The organism is Allostigmatella hybrida, assembly GCF_020103775.1.
Lineage (GTDB): Bacteria > Myxococcota > Myxococcia > Myxococcales > Myxococcaceae > Hyalangium > Hyalangium aurantiaca.
Window position 1 is genome coordinate 13,440 of record NZ_JAHXBH010000006.1, and the last position, 18,703, is coordinate 32,142.

Genomic DNA, 18,703 nt, shown 5'->3' on the forward strand with positions numbered 1-18,703 from the left:
GGGACGGGGATGACGCACCGCTTTCGCATCGACGGGTCCTCCCAACTCGTCCCCGAGGACCGCCAGGGGCCGTCGCCGCTGGCGGGGCGCGCGGGAGTGTACGTGCTGATGCCCACGGCGCCGGATCTCCTGCTCTTCTCGCGCACCCCCGCGCACGGCGGCTCGGCGCCCGCGCCGCGCGTGGTGCTCGCGGGGGATGCCAGCGGCTTTCCCCTCTCGGACCTCATCGCCTTTCTGAGCCAGGCGCGCTGGAGCGGCATCCTCCGGGTGCGCACCCCCGGCGGCGAGCGCTCCATCACCCTGCGCGAGGGCGAGGTGCGCGGCGCCAGCTCCGATGACCCCGCGGACCGGCTGGGCGAGGTGCTCATCCGCCTGGGCTACGTGAAGCGCCCCCAGCTGGAGGAAGTGCTCCGGGAGCAGCCCCCCTCGAAGGTGGGCCGGGCGCTGGTGGAGAAGGGCTACCTGCAGGCGCACGATCTCTTCAAGTGCGTCACCCACCAGGTGAGCGAGATTTTCCACTCGCTCGTCCTGTGCCGGGAGGGCTCGTTCTTCCTCATCGACCACCCGCTGGAGGACAAGTCCACGCACAGCATCCAGCTGTCCACGCAGAGCCTGCTGATGGACAGCATCCGGAAGATCGACGAGATGGCGCACTTCCGGAAGCGCATCCCCCATGGGCGGCTCTACGTGGGCAAGAAGCGCCCCTCCGACGGCAAGCTGGAGGAGGACGAGGACCGGGTGCTGGCGCTGCTCAATGGCCAGCGCACGCTGCTGGAGCTGGGGCACACGGCCAAGCTGTCCGAGTTCGACGTCACCAAGGTGGTCTTCCGGCTGCTGGAGGGCGGCTTCGCGCTGCTCTCCGAGAAGCCCCTGGTGGCCTCGCCGGAGCTGGAGCTGTCCCCGCCCACCCCCGCCTGGCCCATCCCCGCGGTGCGCCCCGAAGGGGTGGACCACCGGGAAGTGGTCCGCGTCTTCAACCGCATCTTCCGGGAGATCCGCGACGAGGTGGCCCGGCAGGGCATGGACGGGGAGTTCATCGCCTCCGCCAACGCCGCGCTCTCCGGGCAGGCCCTGTCCTCCTCGCCCGTGCTCGCGGGGTTGGATTTGACGGCCGAGGGCACCTTCTCCGAGCAGCGGCTCATCGAGGCCTTCGAGCGCCACCGCACGAGCCTCGGCTCCGAGCCGCTCGCCTCCTTCACGCAGGCGCTCAGCGACGTGATGTTCTTCCTGCTCTTCCAGGCCGGCGACTTGCTGGAGGCCCGCTCGGACGAGGACCTCGCCCGGCGCGTGAAAGAGCTGCGCTCCACGCTCAAGATTCCGTGAACTCACTCCCACGACTGACTGCCGATGTCCCCGGATGTGGCGGGGCCTTCAAGCTCGTTCCCGAGGACTTCGAGGTGGAGGAGCTGCCCGCCTACGAGCCCAGCGGGCAGGGCGAACACCTCTACCTCTGGCTGGAGAAGCGCGGCCGGGACACGCGCGAGGTGGTGCGCGCGCTCGCGAAGGCCCTGGAGGTCCCCGAGGGCGACATCGGCGTGGCCGGCATGAAGGACCGCCACGCCGTCACCCGCCAGCTCCTCTCCGTGCCCGCGCGGGCCGAGGCCAAGCTGGCCGGCTTCGCGCTGGAGGGCGTGCGGGTGCTCTGGACGCGCCGGCATGGCAACAAGCTTCGGACGGGCCACCTGAAGGGCAACCGCTTCCAGCTGCGCATGCGTGGGGTGAAGGACGTGGACGCCGCGCGCGAGGCCTTCTCCCGGCTGGCCGCGCGCGGGGTGCCCAACTACTTCGGCGAGCAGCGCTTCGGCCGCCAGGGAGACAACGCGGACCTGGGCAAGGCGCTGCTCCTGGGCCAGCGCCTGCCCCGGAAGCCGGACCGCTTCGAGCGCAAGCTGTACCTCTCGGCCTTCCAGTCCCGCCTCTTCAACCGCGCCCTCGCCGCGCGCCTGAGCGCTGGCACCTTCGACACGGCCCTCCTGGGCGATGTGCTCCGCAAGGAGGAGACCGGAGGCCTCTTCGTCTGCGAGGCGCCGGAGGTGGATGCGCCCCGCGCCGCCGCGTTCGAGGTGAGCCCCGCGGGCCCCATGTTCGGCCCGGACATGACGCCCGCCGCCCATGGCGTGGCGGAGGCCGAGGCCGCCCTTCTCGTGGAAGAGGGCGTGACGCTCTCGGACTTCGCCCGGGGACGGGGGGAGACGGAAGGGGCCCGGAGGCCCTACCGGGTGCGCCTGGCTCAGCCGGTGTTCTCTCCGGAGGGCGAGGACCTGCTGCTGTCCTTCGAGCTGTCCCGGGGCGCTTACGCCACCGAGGTGCTGGCCGAGCTGCTCAAGGAAGCGTAGGGGACGGGGCGGGCGGCGGGGGAGGGCAAGTGCCCCTCACCCCGGCGGCCCCCGGCCTTACTGCTCGACGATGTTGAACTCGGTCCGGCGGTTCTCCGCGCGGCCCGCCTTCGTCGCGTTGGACGCGATGGGCTTCGTCTCGCCGTAGCCCACGGCATCCAGGCGGCCCGGATCGACGCCCAGCTTGATGAGCTGCGCCATCACCGCGTCGGCCCGCTTCTGCGACAGGCGCAGGTTGGACGTATCGGCGCCCAGCGAGTCCGTGTGGCCCTCGATGCGCACCTTCTTGAGGATCGGCATGTCCTTCAGCACCGTGGCCACATCCTTGAGGATGGCCTGGCTCTGGGCGCCGATGATTTTCGCCGAGCCGGTGCCGAAGTTGATCTGCTTCTTGATCTCGATCCGGTCCTTCTTGACGACCACCATCTTGTACTTCTTGGCGCAGCCCTTCTCCTCGGGAACGCCGGGCTCCTCGGGGCACGCGTCCAGCCGGTCCACAATCCCGTCCCGGTCCTTGTCCGCGTCCGGGCAGCCGCCGTTCTCCGCCGGTCCCGCCTCGAGCGGGCACTTGTCCTGGCCATCCGGCACGCCGTCCGCGTCGTTGTCCAGGTCCGGGCACCCGTCCTCGTCCTGGAAGCCGTCCTTGTCCTCGGGCTCGTCCGGGCACTTGTCCTGCGGATCATTGATGCCGTCCCCGTCCTTGTCGACGATGGGGCAGCCCAGGTTCTGCAGCGGGCCCAGCTCGTTGGGGCACTTGTCCGCGCTGTCGATGATGCCGTCGCCGTCGTTGTCCAGCTCGGGGCAGCCGTCCTCGTCCTGGAAGCTGTCGCGGTCCTCGGCCTGGTCCGGGCACTTGTCCTGCTTGTCGGGGATGCCGTCGCCGTCGCGGTCCTTGGGCGTCTCCTCGGGGCAGCCCGCGTTGTCCGCAGGGCCGGGGATGAGGGGGCACTTGTCCGCCGCGTCCAGCACGCCGTCCTTGTCGTTGTCCGGCTCGGGGCAGCCGTCCATGTCCTCGAAGCCGTCCCGGTCCTCGGGCTGGTCGGGGCAGGGGTCGTCCTTGTCGAGCACGCCGTCCCCGTCGCTGTCCGTCTCCTCGATGCGGACCACCACCTGGGAGGGCTGGGGCTGGGCGGGCTGCTGGGGCTGATCGGGCTTCTCGCGCACCACCACCTGCTTGGGCGCGCAGTCCTTGGAGAGCACCAGCGCCTTCTTGATGGAGGTGTCCGCCAGGCGGATGTGCTCGGAGGCGCGGAAGCTGCTGCCCTGGCTCAGCTCGCCCCGGGCGAAGTCCAGGTTGGCCTCGGCCACGGCCAGCTCCCGCGGGGCGCAGCGCTGGGCGCCGCTGCGGCGGGCACGCTCGACGTCCGCCTGGATGACTTCGGAGTCCGCGCGGATCTTCGAGCCGCTGACACAGGCGGAGAGGAGAAGGAGCAGCGCGAAGGGGAAAAGACGCGTCATCAGGGGCGCTCTAGGGAGAGAGGCGGCTACCGCCGGAGGAGGACTCGGAGCCCGCGGCCATGGCCTTCTCGCGAGCCTCGTTGGCGTACTTGGAGGCCTTCACGGCGAAGTCCACGCCCGCCTGATAGTCCGAATGGCCCACTTCCTCGCGGGCCTTGTGCAGGTAGAGGTTGGCGAGGGTCCACTCGTACGGGGCTTCCTTCTCGGCCCCCGCGGTGCGGGCCGCCTGGATCTGCACGTCGGCGTCCAGGAGGTTGGCGGTGGTGCGCACCGGGCCGCACCCGGCGAGGACACCCGCCACTGCCACCAGTACCGTCAGCTGCTTCATGGGGAGGCCTTGAGGTGAGGGCTGGAAAACGAACGTTCAGGTCGTATCAACCGGGCCCAGGGGGGTCAAGAATCGGGCACGTCTGCCAAGCGAAGGAGCAAGTAGGGGCAGGATTTTGACAGGCCGGCGCCCCCCTTGTCATCGTCCGCCTCCGTGCGCACGTCCCTCCGCTTCGCTGGCCTGGCCCTGGTCCTGCTTGCCCCGCTCGCCCTGGCGCTGCCCCCGTCCGCCCAGAAGCGCCTGCGCCACCGGGCGGAAGTCGATTCCCAGCTCCAGCAGCTCGTCACGGGCGCACCGGTGCCCACCACCATCTCCCGGCTGCAATACCTCAACGAGGAGGAGTACGCGGCGCAGGAGATTCAGCTGCTGATGCGCAAGACGGTGGACGAGCGCACCCGGCGCAACCTCACCGCGGTGCTCGCGGCCCTGGGGGCCCGGGGGGCCGAGCCGTTCCTGGCCCGGCTCGCCTCGGATGGGGACAGCCCGGTGCGCATGTATGCCGCCCAGGGGCTGGGGAAGGTGCGCAGCCGCCGGGTGGATGTGCTGACGCCCCTGCTTCAGGACAAGAGCCTGGGGGTCCGCAAGGAGGCCGCCAAGGCCCTGGGGCTGTCCGGCAACCCCAAGGTGGGAAAGACACTGGTGGCCCTGGCCCGCACGGAGACGGAGCCCGAGGTGCGCGCCGAGCTGCTGGTGGCTGCGGGCCGCTCCGGGGACAGCAAGCAGGCGGCCACCCTGAAGGAGTTTCTCGCCAGCGACTCGGAGAGCACCCGCTTCGCGGCCGCCCGGGGGCTGTGCCACTTGGGCGCGCCCGAGGGGTTCGCCTTCGCCCACAAGCTGCTCGGCGCGCAGGACCGGTTCGTGCGCCGCCAGGGGCTGGAGCTCTTCGAGGGGGTGCCCGCCCCGAAGGCCCGGGCCTCGCTCAAGCCCCTCCTGGAGGATTCCGACCGCTCCCTCGCGGCGGGCGCCGCCCGCATCCTCTACCAGGGGGGCGAGCCGAAGATGCTGGAATGGCTGGTGCTGGCCTCCTTCAACTCCGAAGGCCAGGAGAAGCTGGCCTACGAGAAGGAGCTGGAGGCGCTCCGGCTCGCCGATGACCAGCGCAGCGCCATCCTGCGCAAGGCGGGTGTGCTGAAATGATGGCCCTGGCGGTCTCGCTCACCACGGCGCTGCTGCTCGCGCAGGCCCCCGCGGCGGCCCCCACCCCCGCCACCCCCGGAGGGTGGGCCGCGCTGTCCCCCGAGCAACGCGCCGCGTTGCTGGCCCTGGAATCTCCCACGCCGCTCGCCGAGCGGCTGCTGCACGTGAGCGGGCGTTTCCTCGGCACGCCCTACCTGGTCTCCCCGCTGGGGGAGGGCACGGGGGTGGACCCGGATCCCACCTTCCGCGTGGATGCGGTGGACTGTCTGACGTTCGTCGAGCAGTCGATGGCGCTGAGCCTCGCCCGGGACGAGTCCGAGGTGGCCCCCCTGCTGGAGCGCATCCGGTACGCGAGCACGCCCGTGTACGAGGACCGCAACCACCTCATGGAGGCCCAGTGGCTGCCGAACAACGTGCGCAAGGGCTTCGTGGTGGACGTGACGCGGCGCTACGGCGGCGAGGACACCGTCCGGGTGCAGAAAGTCCTTACCTCGCTCACGTGGCAGTCGCGCTCCTCGCAGGCGCTGACGCTGCCCCCGGAGCGGCAGCCCAAGGGGACGTTCTCGCTGAACATGCTGCCCCTGGACCGCATCCTGGCGCACGCGCGGCAGATCCCCACGGGCACCATCCTGCTGGTGCTCCGGGAGGACCTGCCCCTCAAGGCCACGCGCATCACCCACCTGGGCTTCGTGGTGCAGAAAGGGCGGCGGACGTGGCTGCGCCATGCCGCCCGCAACCGCTATGGCCGGGTGGTGGATGAGGACCTGGAGTCGTTCCTGACGCGCAACGCCAAGTACGACAAATGGAGGGTGACGGGGGTGAGCCTCTTCGAGGTCCACCCGCCCACGGACGAGGGCCGTGAGCCCTCCGCCTCCCTCCGCGCGCCCTGAGCAGTTCGGCTCAGGCGGGCGGGGGCGCCGTGTAGCCCTCGCTCTCGAGCTCCTCCTCTTCGGCCGCGCGGATGGCCTCGGCCTCGGTGGCCTGGAGGTGGTCCTTCTCGCGGGCGATGAGCTCCATGGCCCGGGCGCTGTGCTCCACCGGCACGAGGATCTCCCACCAGGGCATCACGTTGCCCGTGGTGAGCGCGTCCACGCTGCCAGCCCGGCCAGGCCGGGTGAACACGGGGACCCGTTCCTCCTCCAGCAGTTGCACGTAGTCCTCCGCCGTGAGGGGATCCTCGGCGGTTCCCACGCGGACGAACTGCCGGGTGTCCCGTTCATTGGCGACGGGAAGACCCCGCTGATGCATGGTCTCCTTGTCCACCAGCTGGGCCCCCGGACAATCCGCACATGCCGTGACGCCGTCTTGGTACTCCGAGCCGCACTCGACGCAGTACTTCATCGTTGCCTCCCTGCCCAAGAAGCTGGGGACTGCGTTCGAAATTAGCACGCGGTTTCAGTGCCTGGCCGCCTCCCCCAGGCTTTCCACCGCCGCCGACAGCCGCTGCACGTCGATGGGTTTACGCAACACCACATCGCAGTGTTCAGCACCCTCCACTTGGGAGTAGCCCGAGACGAGGATGACGCGCGTGTGCGGGGCTCTCGCCTTCACGTGCTGGGCGAGCACCGTGCCGCACATGCCCGGCAGGGACTCGTCCGTGACGACGACATCGGCATGCTCCTCCTCGAAGGCCTTGAGCCCGGCGAGCCCATCCCCCGCGGTCTGGACATCGAACTCCTCTTCCAAGAGCTCCGCGAGCAACTCCCGGCTGTCCCCGTCGTCCTCGACCAACAACACCTTGATGCGCTCGGTATCCATGCACCCGTGCAACCCACGCCGGAGGCGAAACGTTCGTCCTGGGGTGGGGCCCTGGACCTTGGCTCCCCGGAGGGCAGGCAGGCAGGGAACGTCCCCCTCACCAGCCGGGGGATGGCTGCCCATCTTCAGGCCCGGAGGTGATGCCATGAAGGTGTTGATGCGAGGGGTCCACCTGTCCTTGTCGGACGGGCTGAAGTCATACGTGCAGGAGCATCTGGTCGACCATATCGAGCGGTTCTGTGATGACGAGGCAGCGGAGATCGACATCGCGCTCGTGGACATCAATGGCCCCAAGGGGGGCGTGGACAAGGAATGCCGGGTGACGGTGCGTCTGCCAGGATTGGCGGCCATCCACGTCACCGAGACCACGGAGACGCTGCACCAGGCCATCGATGCGGTGCGGGACCGTCTGGAGACGGCCCTCAAGCGCACCCTGGGCAAGCGGCGCGATGTGAGCGCCAAGCAGGGGCTGCCGGACGATACCGAGGCGAACGTCCCGACCTACTAATCCGGGACTCCTGGAGGGTGAGCAGTAGGGCGAGGGCTCGGGTTTCCAGGCAGCCCGCTTGGCACCCGAGCGCCTCGCGTCTTGCCATGCCGATTCTTGCTGGGCCGGAGCGGTGAACGCTATAAGCGAGCACCCCCCTCGGGCCAAAGGACGGCGATGGTTCGCGTCAAGTTTCTGATTTTCGCACTCCTGGTGCTCGCGCTGGGTCTGGTTCACCTCGCCGTGCTGTCGGGCCCGATGGGTGCCCGCGCCGTCGAGGGGGCTCAGGCGCAAGCCGCTTCGAGCACCGCGGAAGTGGTCCGCACGTTGGAGAGCCGGCGCGCGATCGCCCGGGCCCTGGCCTTGCGGTTGGCGGCGAGCCCCGAGCTGGTCTCGGCCGTGCAGCAACTGGTGAATGCCCAGGAGCAGGACATCCGCGGCTTCGCCTCCGTGCAGTCGGCCGCCGAGGCCCTGCTGCCCAAGGACATCCCCGGCGTGTTCTTCGCGATCTCCACGCCGCAGGATGCCTGGCACGCGCGCGTGGGGCAGCCCGGCAACGACAAAGTCGCGGAGCTGGACGTGAAGGCGCTGCTCCAGGCCGAGGCCCCCGCCGTGGTGGAGGCGTTCGGCGCGCCCCATGCCTTTGCCTCCGTGCCGGTGCTGTGGAACTTCGTGCGCATCCCCGGGGCGGAGCAGCTGGAGACCCAGCTCGCCGCGACGCTGGTGGTGGGCGTGCCGCTGCTGCCCGAGGGGCTTCTCGACAGCCCGGCGGTCAGCGCCGGCGCCGCCGCGCTCGGGCTGGTGAAGGAGGCCCAGGTGGTGGCCAGCGGCGGACAGGCGAAGCTCGTCGAGACCGCGGTCACCACGCTCAAGGCTTCGCAGCCTGTCGTGCAGCGCGGGGGGCTCCAGGTGCTGGGGCCCGTGAAGCTGCCGGTGCTCACCACGGGCAAGGACTACCTGGGCGGCCAGGCGCCGCTGGTGGTGGGGACGCGCCGGGAGCTGGAGGGCACGCCCTACGAGGTGATCGCCCTGGTCAGCACCCGGCCCCTGCTGGGCACGCTGGCGGACTATCAGCGCAACGCCCTCATGGGCCTCGCGGGCCTGCTGGGGCTGAGCCTGCTGTGGACCGTGCTCATGGGCTCCTCCCGGCGGCAGGCCGCGGCGCCGGCTTCCGGCAGCCGGGACACGCTGGGCCTGGCCGGTGCGCAGGCCTCCACCCCCGGGGGGGCGCCCGCGCTGGGGGCCGAGCCGGTGTCCGCGATGAACCTCGGGTCCTCTCCGCAGAGCCTGGAGAACACCCTGCACACGCCGCTGGCCGAGGCGTCCGGGCTGCCCGGTGGCTCGCCGGACCTGCCGTTCGGCGCCGCCCCTCCCCCGGAGAACGGCTACACGGCCCCGGCCCCCGAGGAGGCGTTCCCCTTTCCGCCCGCGCCCGAGCCGCAGCCCCTGCAAGCCGGGGCTGTCGTCCCCTTTGATCCCGAGCAGGGCCTCTCGCCCGTGCTGCCGTCCATCGAGGACCCGGCGTTCTCCACCGCCTCGCCGCGCGCGGGCGCGTTCTCCTTCGAGGAGATCCCCACGGCGGCGTACACGCTCCAGCAGGCCGCGGATCCGATGGCCGCCGCCGCGGCGACGATTGACAGCCCGGAGACGACCCGCGTGGCCACCATTCCGCGCGAACTGCTCCAGGCCTCCGTCCGCCCGCCCACCCGCGAGATGCCGATGCCGTTCGCGGACACCTACCCCACGGCGCCCGTGCCCGCGCCCGGCCCCGCGTCGGTGCCCTGGGCCGTGTCCCCCGCCGCCGGGGCGGCCGTGCCGTTGCCGGGTTCGTCGCTGCCCGGGGCCTCGACGTTCATGGGCAACGTGGCCGATGCCTTCTCGGAGGAGGACTACCACTTCCAGGAAGTCTTCCGGGAGTTCGTCCTCACCCGCGAGCGGTGCGGGGAGCAGGCCGACGGCCTCACCTACGACAAGTTCGTGCAGAAGCTCCGCAAGAACAAGGAGCAGCTCGTCCAGAAGTACACCTGCCGCACCGTGCGCTTCCAGGTGTACGTGAAGGAGGGCAAGGCGGCCCTCAAGGCCACCCCCGTCAAGGACTGACTCACTCCTGGCGGGGGAGCACGAGGCTAAAGCGGGCCCCTTCGCCGGGCTCGCCGCCCACCTCCAGCTTGCCGCCGTGCTCCTGGAGAATCCGGGCGGCGATGGCCAGCCCCAGCCCGGTGCCCCCCTGCTTGGTGGTGAAGTAGGGCTCGAAGATGCGGCTGCGGTGCTCCGGCGGAATGCCTGGCCCGGTGTCCTCCACCTCCACGAGGGCGTCGGTCTGCGTGCCCTTCACGCGCACGCGCACCGAGCCGCCCCGCTCCGCCAGGGCTTCCTCCGCGTTCTTCACCAGGTTGACGAGCACCTGCGTGAGCTGATCCCGGTCCGCCTGCACCACCACCCCCGTCTGCAGCGTGGGCAGCAGGGTGATGCCCGGGGGCGGGGTGGCGTAGAGCGACAGGATGCTCTGGACCAGCTCGCCCAGGTCCACCGGCGCCATCTGCGGCTTGGGCAGCCGGGCGAAGCGGCTGAACTCGTCCACGATGCGGCGCAGCCGGTCCACCTCCTCCAGCACCACCCCCGCGCTCTCGCGGAAGAGCGCCGGGAAGCGCGCGTCCTGGGCGCTCTGGGCGGCGAGCAGCGTCTCCAGCGACATCTGGATGGGGGTGAGGGGGTTCTTGATTTCGTGGGCCAGCCGCCGCGCCACCTCCTGCCACGCGGCGATGCGCTCGCTGGCCATGAGCTGCTCGGTGGTGGTGAGCAGCTCGGACGTCATGTGGTTGAAGGCGCGCACCAGCTCGCCCACCTCGCCGCCAGCCTCGGCCGTCACCTGCACCTCGCGCGAGCCCTCGGCCACGCGGCGGGCGCCCTCCGTGAGCGCCTCCACCGGCCGGGTGATGCGGCGGGCCACGAGCAGCCCCAGCAGCACCGAGAAGCCCAGCCCCAGCGCGGCCATGAGGAGGAAGGCGTTGATGACGCCCCGCTCGGCCTCATGCGCCGCCGCGTGGCTGAAGACGAGGTGCACCGCGGCCACGTCTCCCAGCGGGAGCACGCGCTCCACCGTGGGCGCCGTGGCGCTGCCGGCCCGGGCCACCACGGTGCCCTGCGAGAGCAGGGACACCTCGGCCTGGGTGAGCCGCGCCAGGTGCTGGGCGAGCCCCTCGTCCAGCAGCACGCCGCCCACGGCCCACAGCCGTGAGTCGCCGTAGTCCACCGGGCGGGCGGTGACGAGCGCGGGCATCTCCCGGAGGCCGCTGTCCCCGCGCACGCTCACGCGCACGGGGACGGGCTTGGGGGACTTCTGCTGGGTGACGGCGAAGAGGGCCGGGTCGGGGTCTCCCCGCCGCGCGGGCAGGTGGCCTGAGGACAGCGTGGTGCCCTGCCGGTCGAAGAGGCTGAGCACCGTGAGGCTCCGGCTCTTCATCAGCCCCTCGGCGGTCCCCGCCTGGATGGCCTGGGTGGGGCGCTCGCGGGCCTCGCGGGCCAGGTCCTCCATGGCGGTGCTCTCCACCAACTCCTCCACGGCGCGGCGGGCCCGCTCGGCGGAGCGCTCCAGCCCTTCCTGGGCGGAGGTGGTGGCCCCTTGCATGCGCGCGTCCAGCTCGCGCGAGAGCGTGGTGCGCAGGCGGCTCATGGTGAGGGGCACCACCACCGCCAGCGGCACCAGCGCCAGCACGGCGAAGGCCAGCGCGAGCCGGGTTCTCAGGCGCATGGCCTTCTCACTTCCGGCCGCCGGGGGGAGCCGGGGGCTCCGGTGGCAGGTAGGCCCCTTCGAGCAGGGGCAGCCCCTGGGCATCCATCTCCAGGCCCTCGACTTCGGGGGCCACGCGCAGGCCGAGGCCCTGCGCATATAAAGGTAGCAGGGGCACGGAGGGGGCCAGGGCGAGCGCCCGCTCCCGGGCCCGGGTATCCCTCGCGGAGGCGTCCTCGATGGCGCCAATGAGGGGCAGCTCCACGCCCAGCAGGTCCTTCCGGCCGGCCGCGTCCAGCACCACCGCCAGCGCGGGGCCCGGCAGCGGCGGCAACAGCAGCGCGTGCAGCATCAAGTCAAAGTCCCCCTTGGCCCAGCGGGAGCGCAGGGTGGCGCGGGGCAGGGGCTCCAGCGCGACCTTGTAGCCACGCTCGTGGAGCTTCACCTGGATGCGCTCGGCCACCGCGCGCTGGTCCTCGATGCCCGCGTCGTAGAGCAGCGTCACCGTCCGCGTGCCCCCGGATGCGGGGGAGCCCGGGCGCGGCCGGGGCGCCTGGGCCAGCAGGGCGGGCGGCAGCAGGTGGGGCATGGGCACCGCGGGGGCGCGCACGAAGAGGCGAATCAAGTCGTCCCGGTCGATGGCGCTCTCGAAGGCCTGCCGGAAGTCCGCGGGCACCCGGCGTGGCGAGAAGGCGAGGTAGGTGGCATGGAGCGCCGCCCCCACGGGGGCACCGGCTTCCGGCAAGGCCCCCAGCGCCACGTGGACCTGCCGGGCGTTCCACATCCGCGTGAGGCCCCGCTCATCCGTCCGGGTCACCAGGAGGCGGTCGAGATAGGGACGGCCCTCGGGGTAGCCGAGCCGCGCGTCGAAGACGCCCGGGGTGGTGGAGGCGAAGGGCCCCAGGGACGGGGCGCCCGTGGTGACGGGCAGGGCCAGCGCCGGGTGGCACAGCGAGCGCTCCAGGTCCGGCCAGGGAAAGGACAGGGGCAGCTCCAGGGCCGCGCCCCGGGGGGAGAGCTGCCGGGCCTCGCCGTTCACGGCGAAGAGCAGCGCGCGGTAGGGCGACGGGGCGTCGGTGCCCGTGAAGCGCGTCCACGCCCGGGCCAGGGTGTTGGCCAGGCCCAGCGAGGGCAGGGCGATGCGCACCGTCTGGGCCATGGGCCGGGACAGCTCTCGCGCCACGGCGGGGTGGGCGGTGCCGTTCGCCTCCAGCCGGCAGAGCGGGCGGGACTGGAGGCCCAGGAGCGTGGCCTCCACGGGGGTGTCCGCGAGCGTGGGGTCCCCCTGGGGGGCCGGGCCCGTGTGGGCCAGCCGCAGCTCGCCCCCATAGGGAACGCGCCCCGCGGCGAGCGTGGGGGCGGCGCCGAGGACGAGAAGGCCTGCGAGAGCGTGCCGGAGTGTCATGGCGCCCCCTGGCGCATGAGGAAGACTTGGCCCGTGCCATCCGGGAGCCAGAGGCCCACGAGGACTTCCCGCCGGTGGTCCAGGTCCAGGTCGGCCGTCACCACCTGCAGCGCGCGGCCCACCGGCAGGGTGCTCTGCCAGAGCGGGCTGTGGGCCGTGGGGTCATCCCCGGTGAGCGCGTGGACGCGCACGAAGTCGGGGTTGGGGAAGAGGAGCGGGGAGGTGGTGATCAACTCGGGCCGCCCATCCCCATCCAGGTCGCCCAGCGCGCTGCCGGCGCCCAGCCCCTGCATGCGGATGGGCGGGGTGGTGGCCCGGGGATAGAGCGAGCCGCCACCATCCGGGTGGACGAAGAGCAGCTGGGAGGCGGCGAGGCTCGCGCTGACGAAGGGGGCGGGGACGGAGAGCAGCTGGCCCTCGCCCACCCGGACCTCCGGCGCGAACGTCGTCCGGCCCGGCGTGAAGCTGGCGCGCTCGTTGGCGCCCAGGGGCGCGGTGTCCAGCGGGCCAATGGGCCGCAGCGCGCCCTGGGCCCGGTCCAGCACCAGCACCTCCCCGTGGGCGAAGTGGGCGGACCAGGCCGCCAGCCGGGGCGGCTGGGGCAGGACGGCCACCACGCCGAAGGGCTCCCGCGGGGGGGTGGAGCTCAGGGGAATGCCTTCGATGTCGCGGCGCGCGAGCAGGCGCCCATCCGCCGCATAGACGGACACGGCCCGGTGGGTGAGGACCGCCACCTCGTCCCGGCCATCGCCATCCAGGTCTCCCGCGGCGAGGGCGGCGGGGGGCTGCTCCAGCTGCACCAGCACCGCGCCCATCAGCCGCACCTGGCGGGAGCCGGACACGGGGGCGAGCGGCATCACCGAGCCCGTGCTGCTGGGCGGAGGCACCACCGAGATGAGGGCCAGCGTGCCCGCGTCGGCCTCCACGGACCGCGTCACCGCCGCGGCGGGGCTGGCGGGCCGGGTCGGGGTGCGCCCGGACCAGAAGTTGGCCCAGGTGCCCAGCACATCGCCCCGGGCATGCAGCGCGCCCTCCTGAAGCGAGAGGGTGAGGCGCACGAGCGCGCGGGCGCCCTTCTCCCGGGCCAGCGCCTCGGCCGCCTCGGGGGAGGGGGCCTCCAGCACCATCGGGCCCAGCTCCAGCGCGGCCAGCCGCGAGGCGAGCAGGGTCCCCATCGCGCGCCGCATCTCGGGCGAGGCGCCGCTCAGGTGAAGGGCGACGGGGGCCTCGGGAGACTGGGCGCGCACGTCCTCGGCCACGAGCTGCGCGAGCCGCTCGACGGAAGGAGGCCCCTCCACGGGGGCGGCCACGGCAGCGGCCACGGCCAGGGTGGACAGCAGGAGCGGGACGAGAAGGCGGCTCACAAACCTCTCCGGTTGCCGTCCTCGAGGAAGAACCCGCTCGGGTCCACCTGGCCCGGGGGCGGCGCCTCGGCGGTGGGCTGGGTGCCCTCCATGAAGGATTCGAGCCGTCCGGGCACGGCGTTGCCGGCGAGCAGCCCGGTCGAGGGGTCGATCCGCACGGCGATGATGCCGGGGGGCACTTCGAAGTCGCGCACGGGCAGCCCCTCGTGCGCCACGCGCATGAAGTCCAGCCAGATGGGCAGGGCCGCGCGGCCACCCGTCTCCGTGCTGCCCAGCGGGGTGTTGTCATCGAAGCCCACCCAGGCGCTGGCCACGTAGTCCATGGTGTAGCCGGAGAACCACGTGTCCTTGGACTCGTTGGTGGTGCCCGTCTTGCCGGCCGCGGGGCGGTTCAGCTCGCGCACGGCCTTGGCGGTGCCCTCCTCGACGACGCTGCGCATGAGCGTCGTGGTGAGGTAGGCCACCGCCGGGGGCAGCTTCTCCTCGAAGGCGGGCTGGTGCTCCTCCAGCACGAGGCCCTGCGCGTCCTGCACGCGCAGCAGCAGCAGCGGGTCCGCATAGCGGCCGTTGGCCTGGAGCGTGGCGTAGGCGTTGGCGGCCTCCAGCATCGTCACCTCGCCGGTGCCCAGCGCCAGCGTGAGGTTCTCCGGCAGCGCCGAGGAGATGCCCGCGCGGCGCGCGTAGTCGATGACGGCGGCGGGGGTGAGCGACTCGATGAGCCGCACGGACACGGTGTTCTTGGACTTGGTGAGCGCCTCGCGCAGCGTCATGGGGCCATCGAACCGGTTGTCGAAGTTCTTCGGCTTCCACTGCTTGCCGGTGTACGGGTCGCGGATGGCCTCGGGCGCGTCGTTCACCGTGCTCAGCGGCGTGTAGCGGCCGCTGCCGAGCGCCGCCGCATAGAGGAAGGGCTTGAAGGACGAGCCCGGCTGCCGCTTGGCCTGCGTGGCGCGGTTGAACGACGAGCGGTCGAAGTCATAGCCCCCCACCAGCGCCAGCACGTGCCGGTCCGAGGGCCGGATGACGACGAGGCCCCCTTGGGCCACGGGGATCTGATCCAGCGTGGCCTCCACGGCGGCGGGCGCCGGGGTGGGCTTGGTGATGCGCACGAGCACCAGCTCGCCCGGCGTGAACACATCGGAGATCTTCGCGGGCGCGCCCTTGCCCTTCATCCGGGCCCACTTCACCGTGGGCAAGGAGACTTCCGCGGTGCGGCTGACGAGGTCCACCCGGGCCACGTTCCGCTTGTCATCCACCGAGGCGATGTAGCCGGCCAGGCGCAGCCCCTCCTTCAGGGGGACGAGGGGCACGGAGCCCACCAGGGTCTCCTCGGCGGAGGGCGGGGCCTCTTCCTCGGGGGTGAGCTCCGGGCGCTGCTCCTCGGCGCCCTCGCCGCCCGTGGCCTCGGGCTCGGGGGCCGCCTTGGCCAGCGGGGAGAGATCCGCCACGTACTCGGCGTCCTTCTGCCGGCGCCCGGCCTCGTCGATGCGGTGGGCGATGAGGTCCTTCATGCGCCCGAAGCGCTGCGCCTCCACGGTGCCCAGGGGCCCGCGGTAGCCCTGGCGCCGGTCGAGCGCCTCCAGGCCATTGCGCACCGCCTCCTCCGCCACCGCCTGGTGCTTGGGCTCCATGGCGATCTGCACGCGCAGGCCGCCTTCGAGCACCGCCTGCTCCCCGTAGCGCTCGATGAGCGTGCGGCGCATCTCCTCGGCGTAGTAGGCGCCCACGCGGGGCGTCTGCCGGGGCGCCAGGACGATGGGCTTCTCCATCTCCGCGTCCACGTCCTCGCGGGAGGCGAAGCCGTTGCGCGCCATCTGCTCCAGCACGTACTTCTGCCGCGACTTGGCGCGCACGATGTTCGTCACCGGGTTGATGCGGTGCGGGGACTGGGGCGTGCCGGCCAGCACCGTGGCCTCGCCGAGGCTCAGGTCCTTGGCGTGCTTGCCAAAGTAGAAGAGCGCGGCCTCCTCCAGGCCGTAGCGCCGCTGCCCGTAGTAGATCTGATTGACGTAGAGGTTGAGGATCTGATCCTTGGTGAAGGCCTCCTCCACGCGCGGGGTGAGGATCCACTCGCGAATCTTGCGCGTGAGGCTCCGCTCCGGGGTGAGCAGCAGGTTCTTCACCACCTGCTGCGTGATGGTGGAGGCGCCGGACTTGCGGCTGCCGGGGATGAGGTTCTTCAGGGCCGCGCGGGTGATGCCGAAGAAGTCCAGGCCCTCGTGCTTGTAGAAGTCCGCGTCCTCGGCGGCGAGGAACGCGTTGCGCACGTGCGCGGGCAGATCCTCGATGCGCACCAGCGTGCGGCGCTCGTTGTAGAACTCCGCGCAGAGCGAGCCATCCCCACAGGTGACCTTCGTCACCTGCGGAGGCTGGTAGTTGCGCAGGGCCTCCACCGAAGGCAGGCCCTGGCTGAAGTAGGAGTAGGCGCTCACGCCCGCGATGCCCGCCAGCACCAGGGCCACTCCCGCGGCGATGAGCAGCCGCTTCGTCCACTTCCAGATGCGGGCGCCGGGCCCGGGGCGGGAGGGAGGAGGGGGAACCTGGGGCGGTTCGGAAGGAGGAAGGGCGTCGGGAGGCGTGGACATCGCTCGTGCCGGGTTCATGGGGCTCGGGAGGAGGAAAAGCACGTTAGACCGATGGGCAGGGAACGGAAACCTGCCTGGACACAAGCGAAGGCCCGGGGCCCTACCGCTCCAACCCTTGAGAAACCGGAACCCGGGGCTCCTCCAGGAGGGCGGGGGTCCCCTGGAGGCGGGCCACGGCATTCATCCGGTGGGCGTTGACGCGCGCCTTGACGTAGCGCGGGGAGAGCTGGGTGGCGGCGGCGTAGGCGGCCTGGGCCTCGGCCATGCGGCCGAGCCGCTCGTAGGCCACCCCCAGGTTGTTGTGGACGTGGCCCACATGGGGGAGCAGGGCCGCGGCGCGGGCGAGCACCTCGGCGGCCTTCTGGTTCTCGTTGGCGCGCAGCCAGGCGAAGCCCAGGTTGTTGAGCGCGTGGCCGTGCTCGGGATCCAGGTGGACGGCCTGCTGGAGGCGGAGGATGGCCTCGGGGAGCGCGCCCGTGGCCAGGTGGGCCCGGCCGAGCACCTGGTACACCTCGGCCTCCTCGGGCTCCCGCAGGAGGGCCTCTTCGCCCACGCGCACGGCCTCCGGGAACCGGCCCAGGGTGACGAGCAGGCGCGCCTGCTGGATGAGCGGGGAGGCGTCCTCCGGGAACTGGTCCCCCAGGCGGGCCAGGGCCTGCAGGGCCAGATCCGGGCTCCCCGCGCGCGGCGCCAGGCGGGCCAGGAGCCGCAAGGCTTCCTCGTGTCCGGGGTCGTCGTGCAGGGCGCGCCGGCACTCGGTGATGGCCCCGGCCGGGTCGCCCAGCTCGCTCAGGGTCCGGGCCCGGGCCAGGTGGTTCACCCGGTAGAGGTGCTCGTGGGGAAGGCTCAGGGTGTCGGCGGAAGCCTCCGGGACGTCCGTCTGGGGCACATGCTCCGCCACCTCGGGACGCTCCACCGGCCCCAGGGGAAGCTCCGCCTCCGGCAGGAGGGCCCTGGGGACCGTGGGGATGGGGGCGGGAGGGGTCGAGTCCTGGAGCCCCTGCTGGGCGGCGAAGATCAGGGCTGCCACGGCGGGTAAGAGGGACGGCAGCAGGCGGGACTTGGGGGACCTCTTCTTCATGGTGCGACCCTCCCGGAGGTGAGGACGCCCTGGCAGGGGCACTCCGCGCTCCGTGCCCCTTCCTCAATGCGACCCGCGTGCCAGCGGCTTTTCCCTCGGGCGCCAGAGGGGAGTGTGTCCGCCGGGCCACGGAGGGGTGGGGAAAAGCGTGGAAGGGGCGCGGGTGGCATGCAACGGTGGCGCGCGATGAAGATCGCCAGCTGGAACGTGAACTCGGTGAGGGCGCGGCAGGAGCGCCTGGTGAACTGGCTGAAGGCCCACCAGCCGGACGTGCTCTGCCTCCAGGAGCTGAAGTGCGTGGACGCGGACTTCCCCACGGAGGCGGTCCGCGAGGCGGGCTACCACGCCGTCACCCATGGGCAGAAGACGTACAACGGCGTGGCCATCCTCGCGAAGACGGAGCCCACGGACGTGGTGCGGGGCCTGTCGGATGACGTGGAGGACTCCCACGCGCGGCTCATCGCGGCCACCGTGAATGGGGTCCGCGTGGTCAGCGCCTACGTGCCCAACGGCCAGGCGGTGGACTCCCCGGCCTACGTCTACAAGCTGGAGTGGTACGCGCGGCTGCGGCGCTACCTGGACACGCGGCACACGCCGGACCAGGCGCTGGTGCTGTGCGGGGACTGGAACGTGGCCCCCGAGCCCATCGACGTGTACGACCCGGCGGCCTGGGAGGGGCAGACGCTCTTCACGCTGAAGGAGCGGGACGCGCTGCAGCGCATGTGCGCCTTCGGGCTGGCGGACACGTTCCGCAAGCTGCACCCCACGCTGGAGAAGAAGTTCAGCTGGTGGGACTACCGGGGCCTGTCGTTCCCCAAGAACCTGGGCGTGCGCATCGACCACATCTTCGCCACCGCGCCCCTGGTGGAGCGGCTGGTGAAGGCGGAGATCGACCGGGAAGAGCGCAAGGGCAAGCAGCCGTCGGACCACGCCCCCGTCTGGTCCGAATTCCGGGACTGAAGCACTGCCCGGCGGCCAGGCGAGCCCGGAAGCACGCCATCCGCTAAGAAGCCTCTCCATCTTGGGATGGAGGC

The 18,703-nt window shown here is 71.9% G+C and carries 16 protein-coding genes; 7 read left to right on the forward strand and 9 right to left on the reverse strand.

Going from position 1 to position 18,703, the window contains the following annotated elements:
- Positions 1 to 9 precede the first annotated feature (9 nt).
- Positions 10 to 1,323, forward strand: coding sequence for a DUF4388 domain-containing protein (locus KY661_RS12615; protein WP_177241395.1), 1,314 nt, complete (start codon positions 10 to 12; stop codon positions 1,321 to 1,323).
- Positions 1,320 to 2,336, forward strand: a complete 1,017-nt coding sequence (gene truD / locus KY661_RS12620) for a tRNA pseudouridine(13) synthase TruD (protein ID WP_225410451.1) — start codon at positions 1,320 to 1,322, stop codon at positions 2,334 to 2,336. The genes KY661_RS12615 and truD overlap by 4 nt, the downstream gene beginning before the upstream one ends.
- A gap of 57 nt (positions 2,337 to 2,393) precedes the next feature.
- On the opposite strand, the gene KY661_RS12625 is transcribed toward truD, so the two are convergent.
- Positions 2,394 to 3,794 carry an OmpA family protein gene (locus KY661_RS12625; protein WP_225410452.1) on the reverse strand — a complete coding sequence of 467 codons (1,401 nt, stop codon included), beginning with the start codon at positions 3,792 to 3,794 and terminating at the stop codon, positions 2,394 to 2,396.
- A 10-nt stretch (positions 3,795 to 3,804) separates the two neighbouring features.
- Positions 3,805 to 4,122 carry a DUF4398 domain-containing protein gene (locus tag KY661_RS12630; protein WP_075007273.1) on the reverse strand — a complete coding sequence of 106 codons (318 nt, stop codon included), beginning with the start codon at positions 4,120 to 4,122 and terminating at the stop codon, positions 3,805 to 3,807.
- 153 nt (positions 4,123 to 4,275) lie between these two features.
- On the opposite strand from KY661_RS12630, the gene KY661_RS12635 reads away from it, so the two are divergent.
- The gene (locus tag KY661_RS12635) at positions 4,276 to 5,259 is read left to right on the forward strand and encodes a HEAT repeat domain-containing protein (RefSeq protein WP_225410453.1); all 984 of its coding nucleotides are present in this window, start codon (positions 4,276 to 4,278) and stop codon (positions 5,257 to 5,259) included.
- Positions 5,259 to 6,149, forward strand: coding sequence for an N-acetylmuramoyl-L-alanine amidase-like domain-containing protein (locus tag KY661_RS12640; RefSeq protein WP_398577187.1), 891 nt, complete (start codon positions 5,259 to 5,261; stop codon positions 6,147 to 6,149). Before KY661_RS12635 ends, KY661_RS12640 begins: the two co-directional genes overlap by 1 nt.
- Before the next feature lie 10 nt (positions 6,150 to 6,159).
- Here KY661_RS12640 and KY661_RS12645 read toward each other — a convergent pair whose 3' ends face one another.
- Both KY661_RS12645 and KY661_RS12650 read right to left on the reverse strand, forming a co-directional pair.
- Complete coding sequence (locus tag KY661_RS12645; RefSeq protein WP_225410455.1) at positions 6,160 to 6,600, reverse strand: DUF2007 domain-containing protein; 441 nt, start codon at positions 6,598 to 6,600, stop codon at positions 6,160 to 6,162.
- Between the two features lie 54 nt (positions 6,601 to 6,654).
- Positions 6,655 to 7,017, reverse strand: coding sequence for a response regulator (locus tag KY661_RS12650; protein WP_225410456.1), 363 nt, complete (start codon positions 7,015 to 7,017; stop codon positions 6,655 to 6,657).
- 145 nt (positions 7,018 to 7,162) lie between these two features.
- On the opposite strand from KY661_RS12650, the gene KY661_RS12655 reads away from it, so the two are divergent.
- Both KY661_RS12655 and KY661_RS12660 read left to right on the forward strand, forming a co-directional pair.
- Positions 7,163 to 7,525: an HPF/RaiA family ribosome-associated protein gene (locus KY661_RS12655; protein ID WP_075007269.1), complete on the forward strand. Its 363-nt coding sequence runs from the start codon at positions 7,163 to 7,165 to the stop codon at positions 7,523 to 7,525.
- Positions 7,526 to 7,681: 156 nt separating this feature from the next.
- Positions 7,682 to 9,604, forward strand: coding sequence for an MXAN_5187 family protein (locus tag KY661_RS12660; protein ID WP_225410457.1), 1,923 nt, complete (start codon positions 7,682 to 7,684; stop codon positions 9,602 to 9,604).
- A 1-nt stretch (position 9,605) separates the two neighbouring features.
- On the opposite strand, the gene KY661_RS12665 is transcribed toward KY661_RS12660, so the two are convergent.
- From KY661_RS12665 to KY661_RS12685, 5 genes are all read right to left on the reverse strand, one after another.
- Positions 9,606 to 11,255: an ATP-binding protein gene (locus tag KY661_RS12665; protein WP_075007267.1), complete on the reverse strand. Its 1,650-nt coding sequence runs from the start codon at positions 11,253 to 11,255 to the stop codon at positions 9,606 to 9,608.
- Between the two features lie 7 nt (positions 11,256 to 11,262).
- Positions 11,263 to 12,639 (reverse strand): ABC transporter substrate-binding protein, encoded by a 1,377-nt coding sequence (locus KY661_RS37250; protein WP_263436968.1) that lies wholly within the window; start codon positions 12,637 to 12,639, stop codon positions 11,263 to 11,265.
- Positions 12,636 to 14,003, reverse strand: coding sequence for an FG-GAP repeat domain-containing protein (locus KY661_RS12675; protein ID WP_225410458.1), 1,368 nt, complete (start codon positions 14,001 to 14,003; stop codon positions 12,636 to 12,638). Before KY661_RS12675 ends, KY661_RS37250 begins: the two co-directional genes overlap by 4 nt.
- Positions 14,000 to 16,588 carry a penicillin-binding protein 1A gene (locus KY661_RS12680; RefSeq protein WP_225410459.1) on the reverse strand — a complete coding sequence of 863 codons (2,589 nt, stop codon included), beginning with the start codon at positions 16,586 to 16,588 and terminating at the stop codon, positions 14,000 to 14,002. Before KY661_RS12680 ends, KY661_RS12675 begins: the two co-directional genes overlap by 4 nt.
- 100 nt (positions 16,589 to 16,688) lie before the next feature.
- Positions 16,689 to 17,669: a tetratricopeptide repeat protein gene (locus KY661_RS12685; protein ID WP_225410460.1), complete on the reverse strand. Its 981-nt coding sequence runs from the start codon at positions 17,667 to 17,669 to the stop codon at positions 16,689 to 16,691.
- 186 nt (positions 17,670 to 17,855) lie between these two features.
- On the opposite strand from KY661_RS12685, the gene xth reads away from it, so the two are divergent.
- The gene (gene xth, locus KY661_RS12690) at positions 17,856 to 18,629 is read left to right on the forward strand and encodes an exodeoxyribonuclease III (protein WP_225410710.1); all 774 of its coding nucleotides are present in this window, start codon (positions 17,856 to 17,858) and stop codon (positions 18,627 to 18,629) included.
- The last annotated feature ends 74 nt before the right edge of the window (positions 18,630 to 18,703 follow it).

Excerpts from the sequence above, each read along its gene's own strand:
- KY661_RS12615 (WP_177241395.1), top strand. The coding sequence starts at position 10 with ATGACGCACCGCTTTCGCATCGACGGGTCCTCCCAACTCGTCCCCGAG.
- KY661_RS12625 (WP_225410452.1), bottom strand. The coding sequence starts at position 3,794 with ATGACGCGTCTTTTCCCCTTCGCGCTGCTCCTTCTCCTCTCCGCCTGT.
- KY661_RS12630 (WP_075007273.1), bottom strand. The coding sequence starts at position 4,122 with ATGAAGCAGCTGACGGTACTGGTGGCAGTGGCGGGTGTCCTCGCCGGG.
- KY661_RS12640 (WP_398577187.1), top strand. The coding sequence starts at position 5,259 with ATGGCCCTGGCGGTCTCGCTCACCACGGCGCTGCTGCTCGCGCAGGCC.
- KY661_RS12645 (WP_225410455.1), bottom strand. The coding sequence starts at position 6,600 with ATGAAGTACTGCGTCGAGTGCGGCTCGGAGTACCAAGACGGCGTCACG.
- KY661_RS12650 (WP_225410456.1), bottom strand. The coding sequence starts at position 7,017 with ATGGATACCGAGCGCATCAAGGTGTTGTTGGTCGAGGACGACGGGGAC.
- KY661_RS12655 (WP_075007269.1), top strand. The coding sequence starts at position 7,163 with ATGAAGGTGTTGATGCGAGGGGTCCACCTGTCCTTGTCGGACGGGCTG.
- KY661_RS12660 (WP_225410457.1), top strand. The coding sequence starts at position 7,682 with ATGGTTCGCGTCAAGTTTCTGATTTTCGCACTCCTGGTGCTCGCGCTG.
- KY661_RS12665 (WP_075007267.1), bottom strand. The coding sequence starts at position 11,255 with ATGCGCCTGAGAACCCGGCTCGCGCTGGCCTTCGCCGTGCTGGCGCTG.
- KY661_RS37250 (WP_263436968.1), bottom strand. The coding sequence starts at position 12,639 with ATGACACTCCGGCACGCTCTCGCAGGCCTTCTCGTCCTCGGCGCCGCC.
- KY661_RS12680 (WP_225410459.1), bottom strand. The coding sequence starts at position 16,588 with ATGTCCACGCCTCCCGACGCCCTTCCTCCTTCCGAACCGCCCCAGGTT.
- KY661_RS12685 (WP_225410460.1), bottom strand. The coding sequence starts at position 17,669 with ATGAAGAAGAGGTCCCCCAAGTCCCGCCTGCTGCCGTCCCTCTTACCC.
- xth (WP_225410710.1), top strand. The coding sequence starts at position 17,856 with ATGAAGATCGCCAGCTGGAACGTGAACTCGGTGAGGGCGCGGCAGGAG.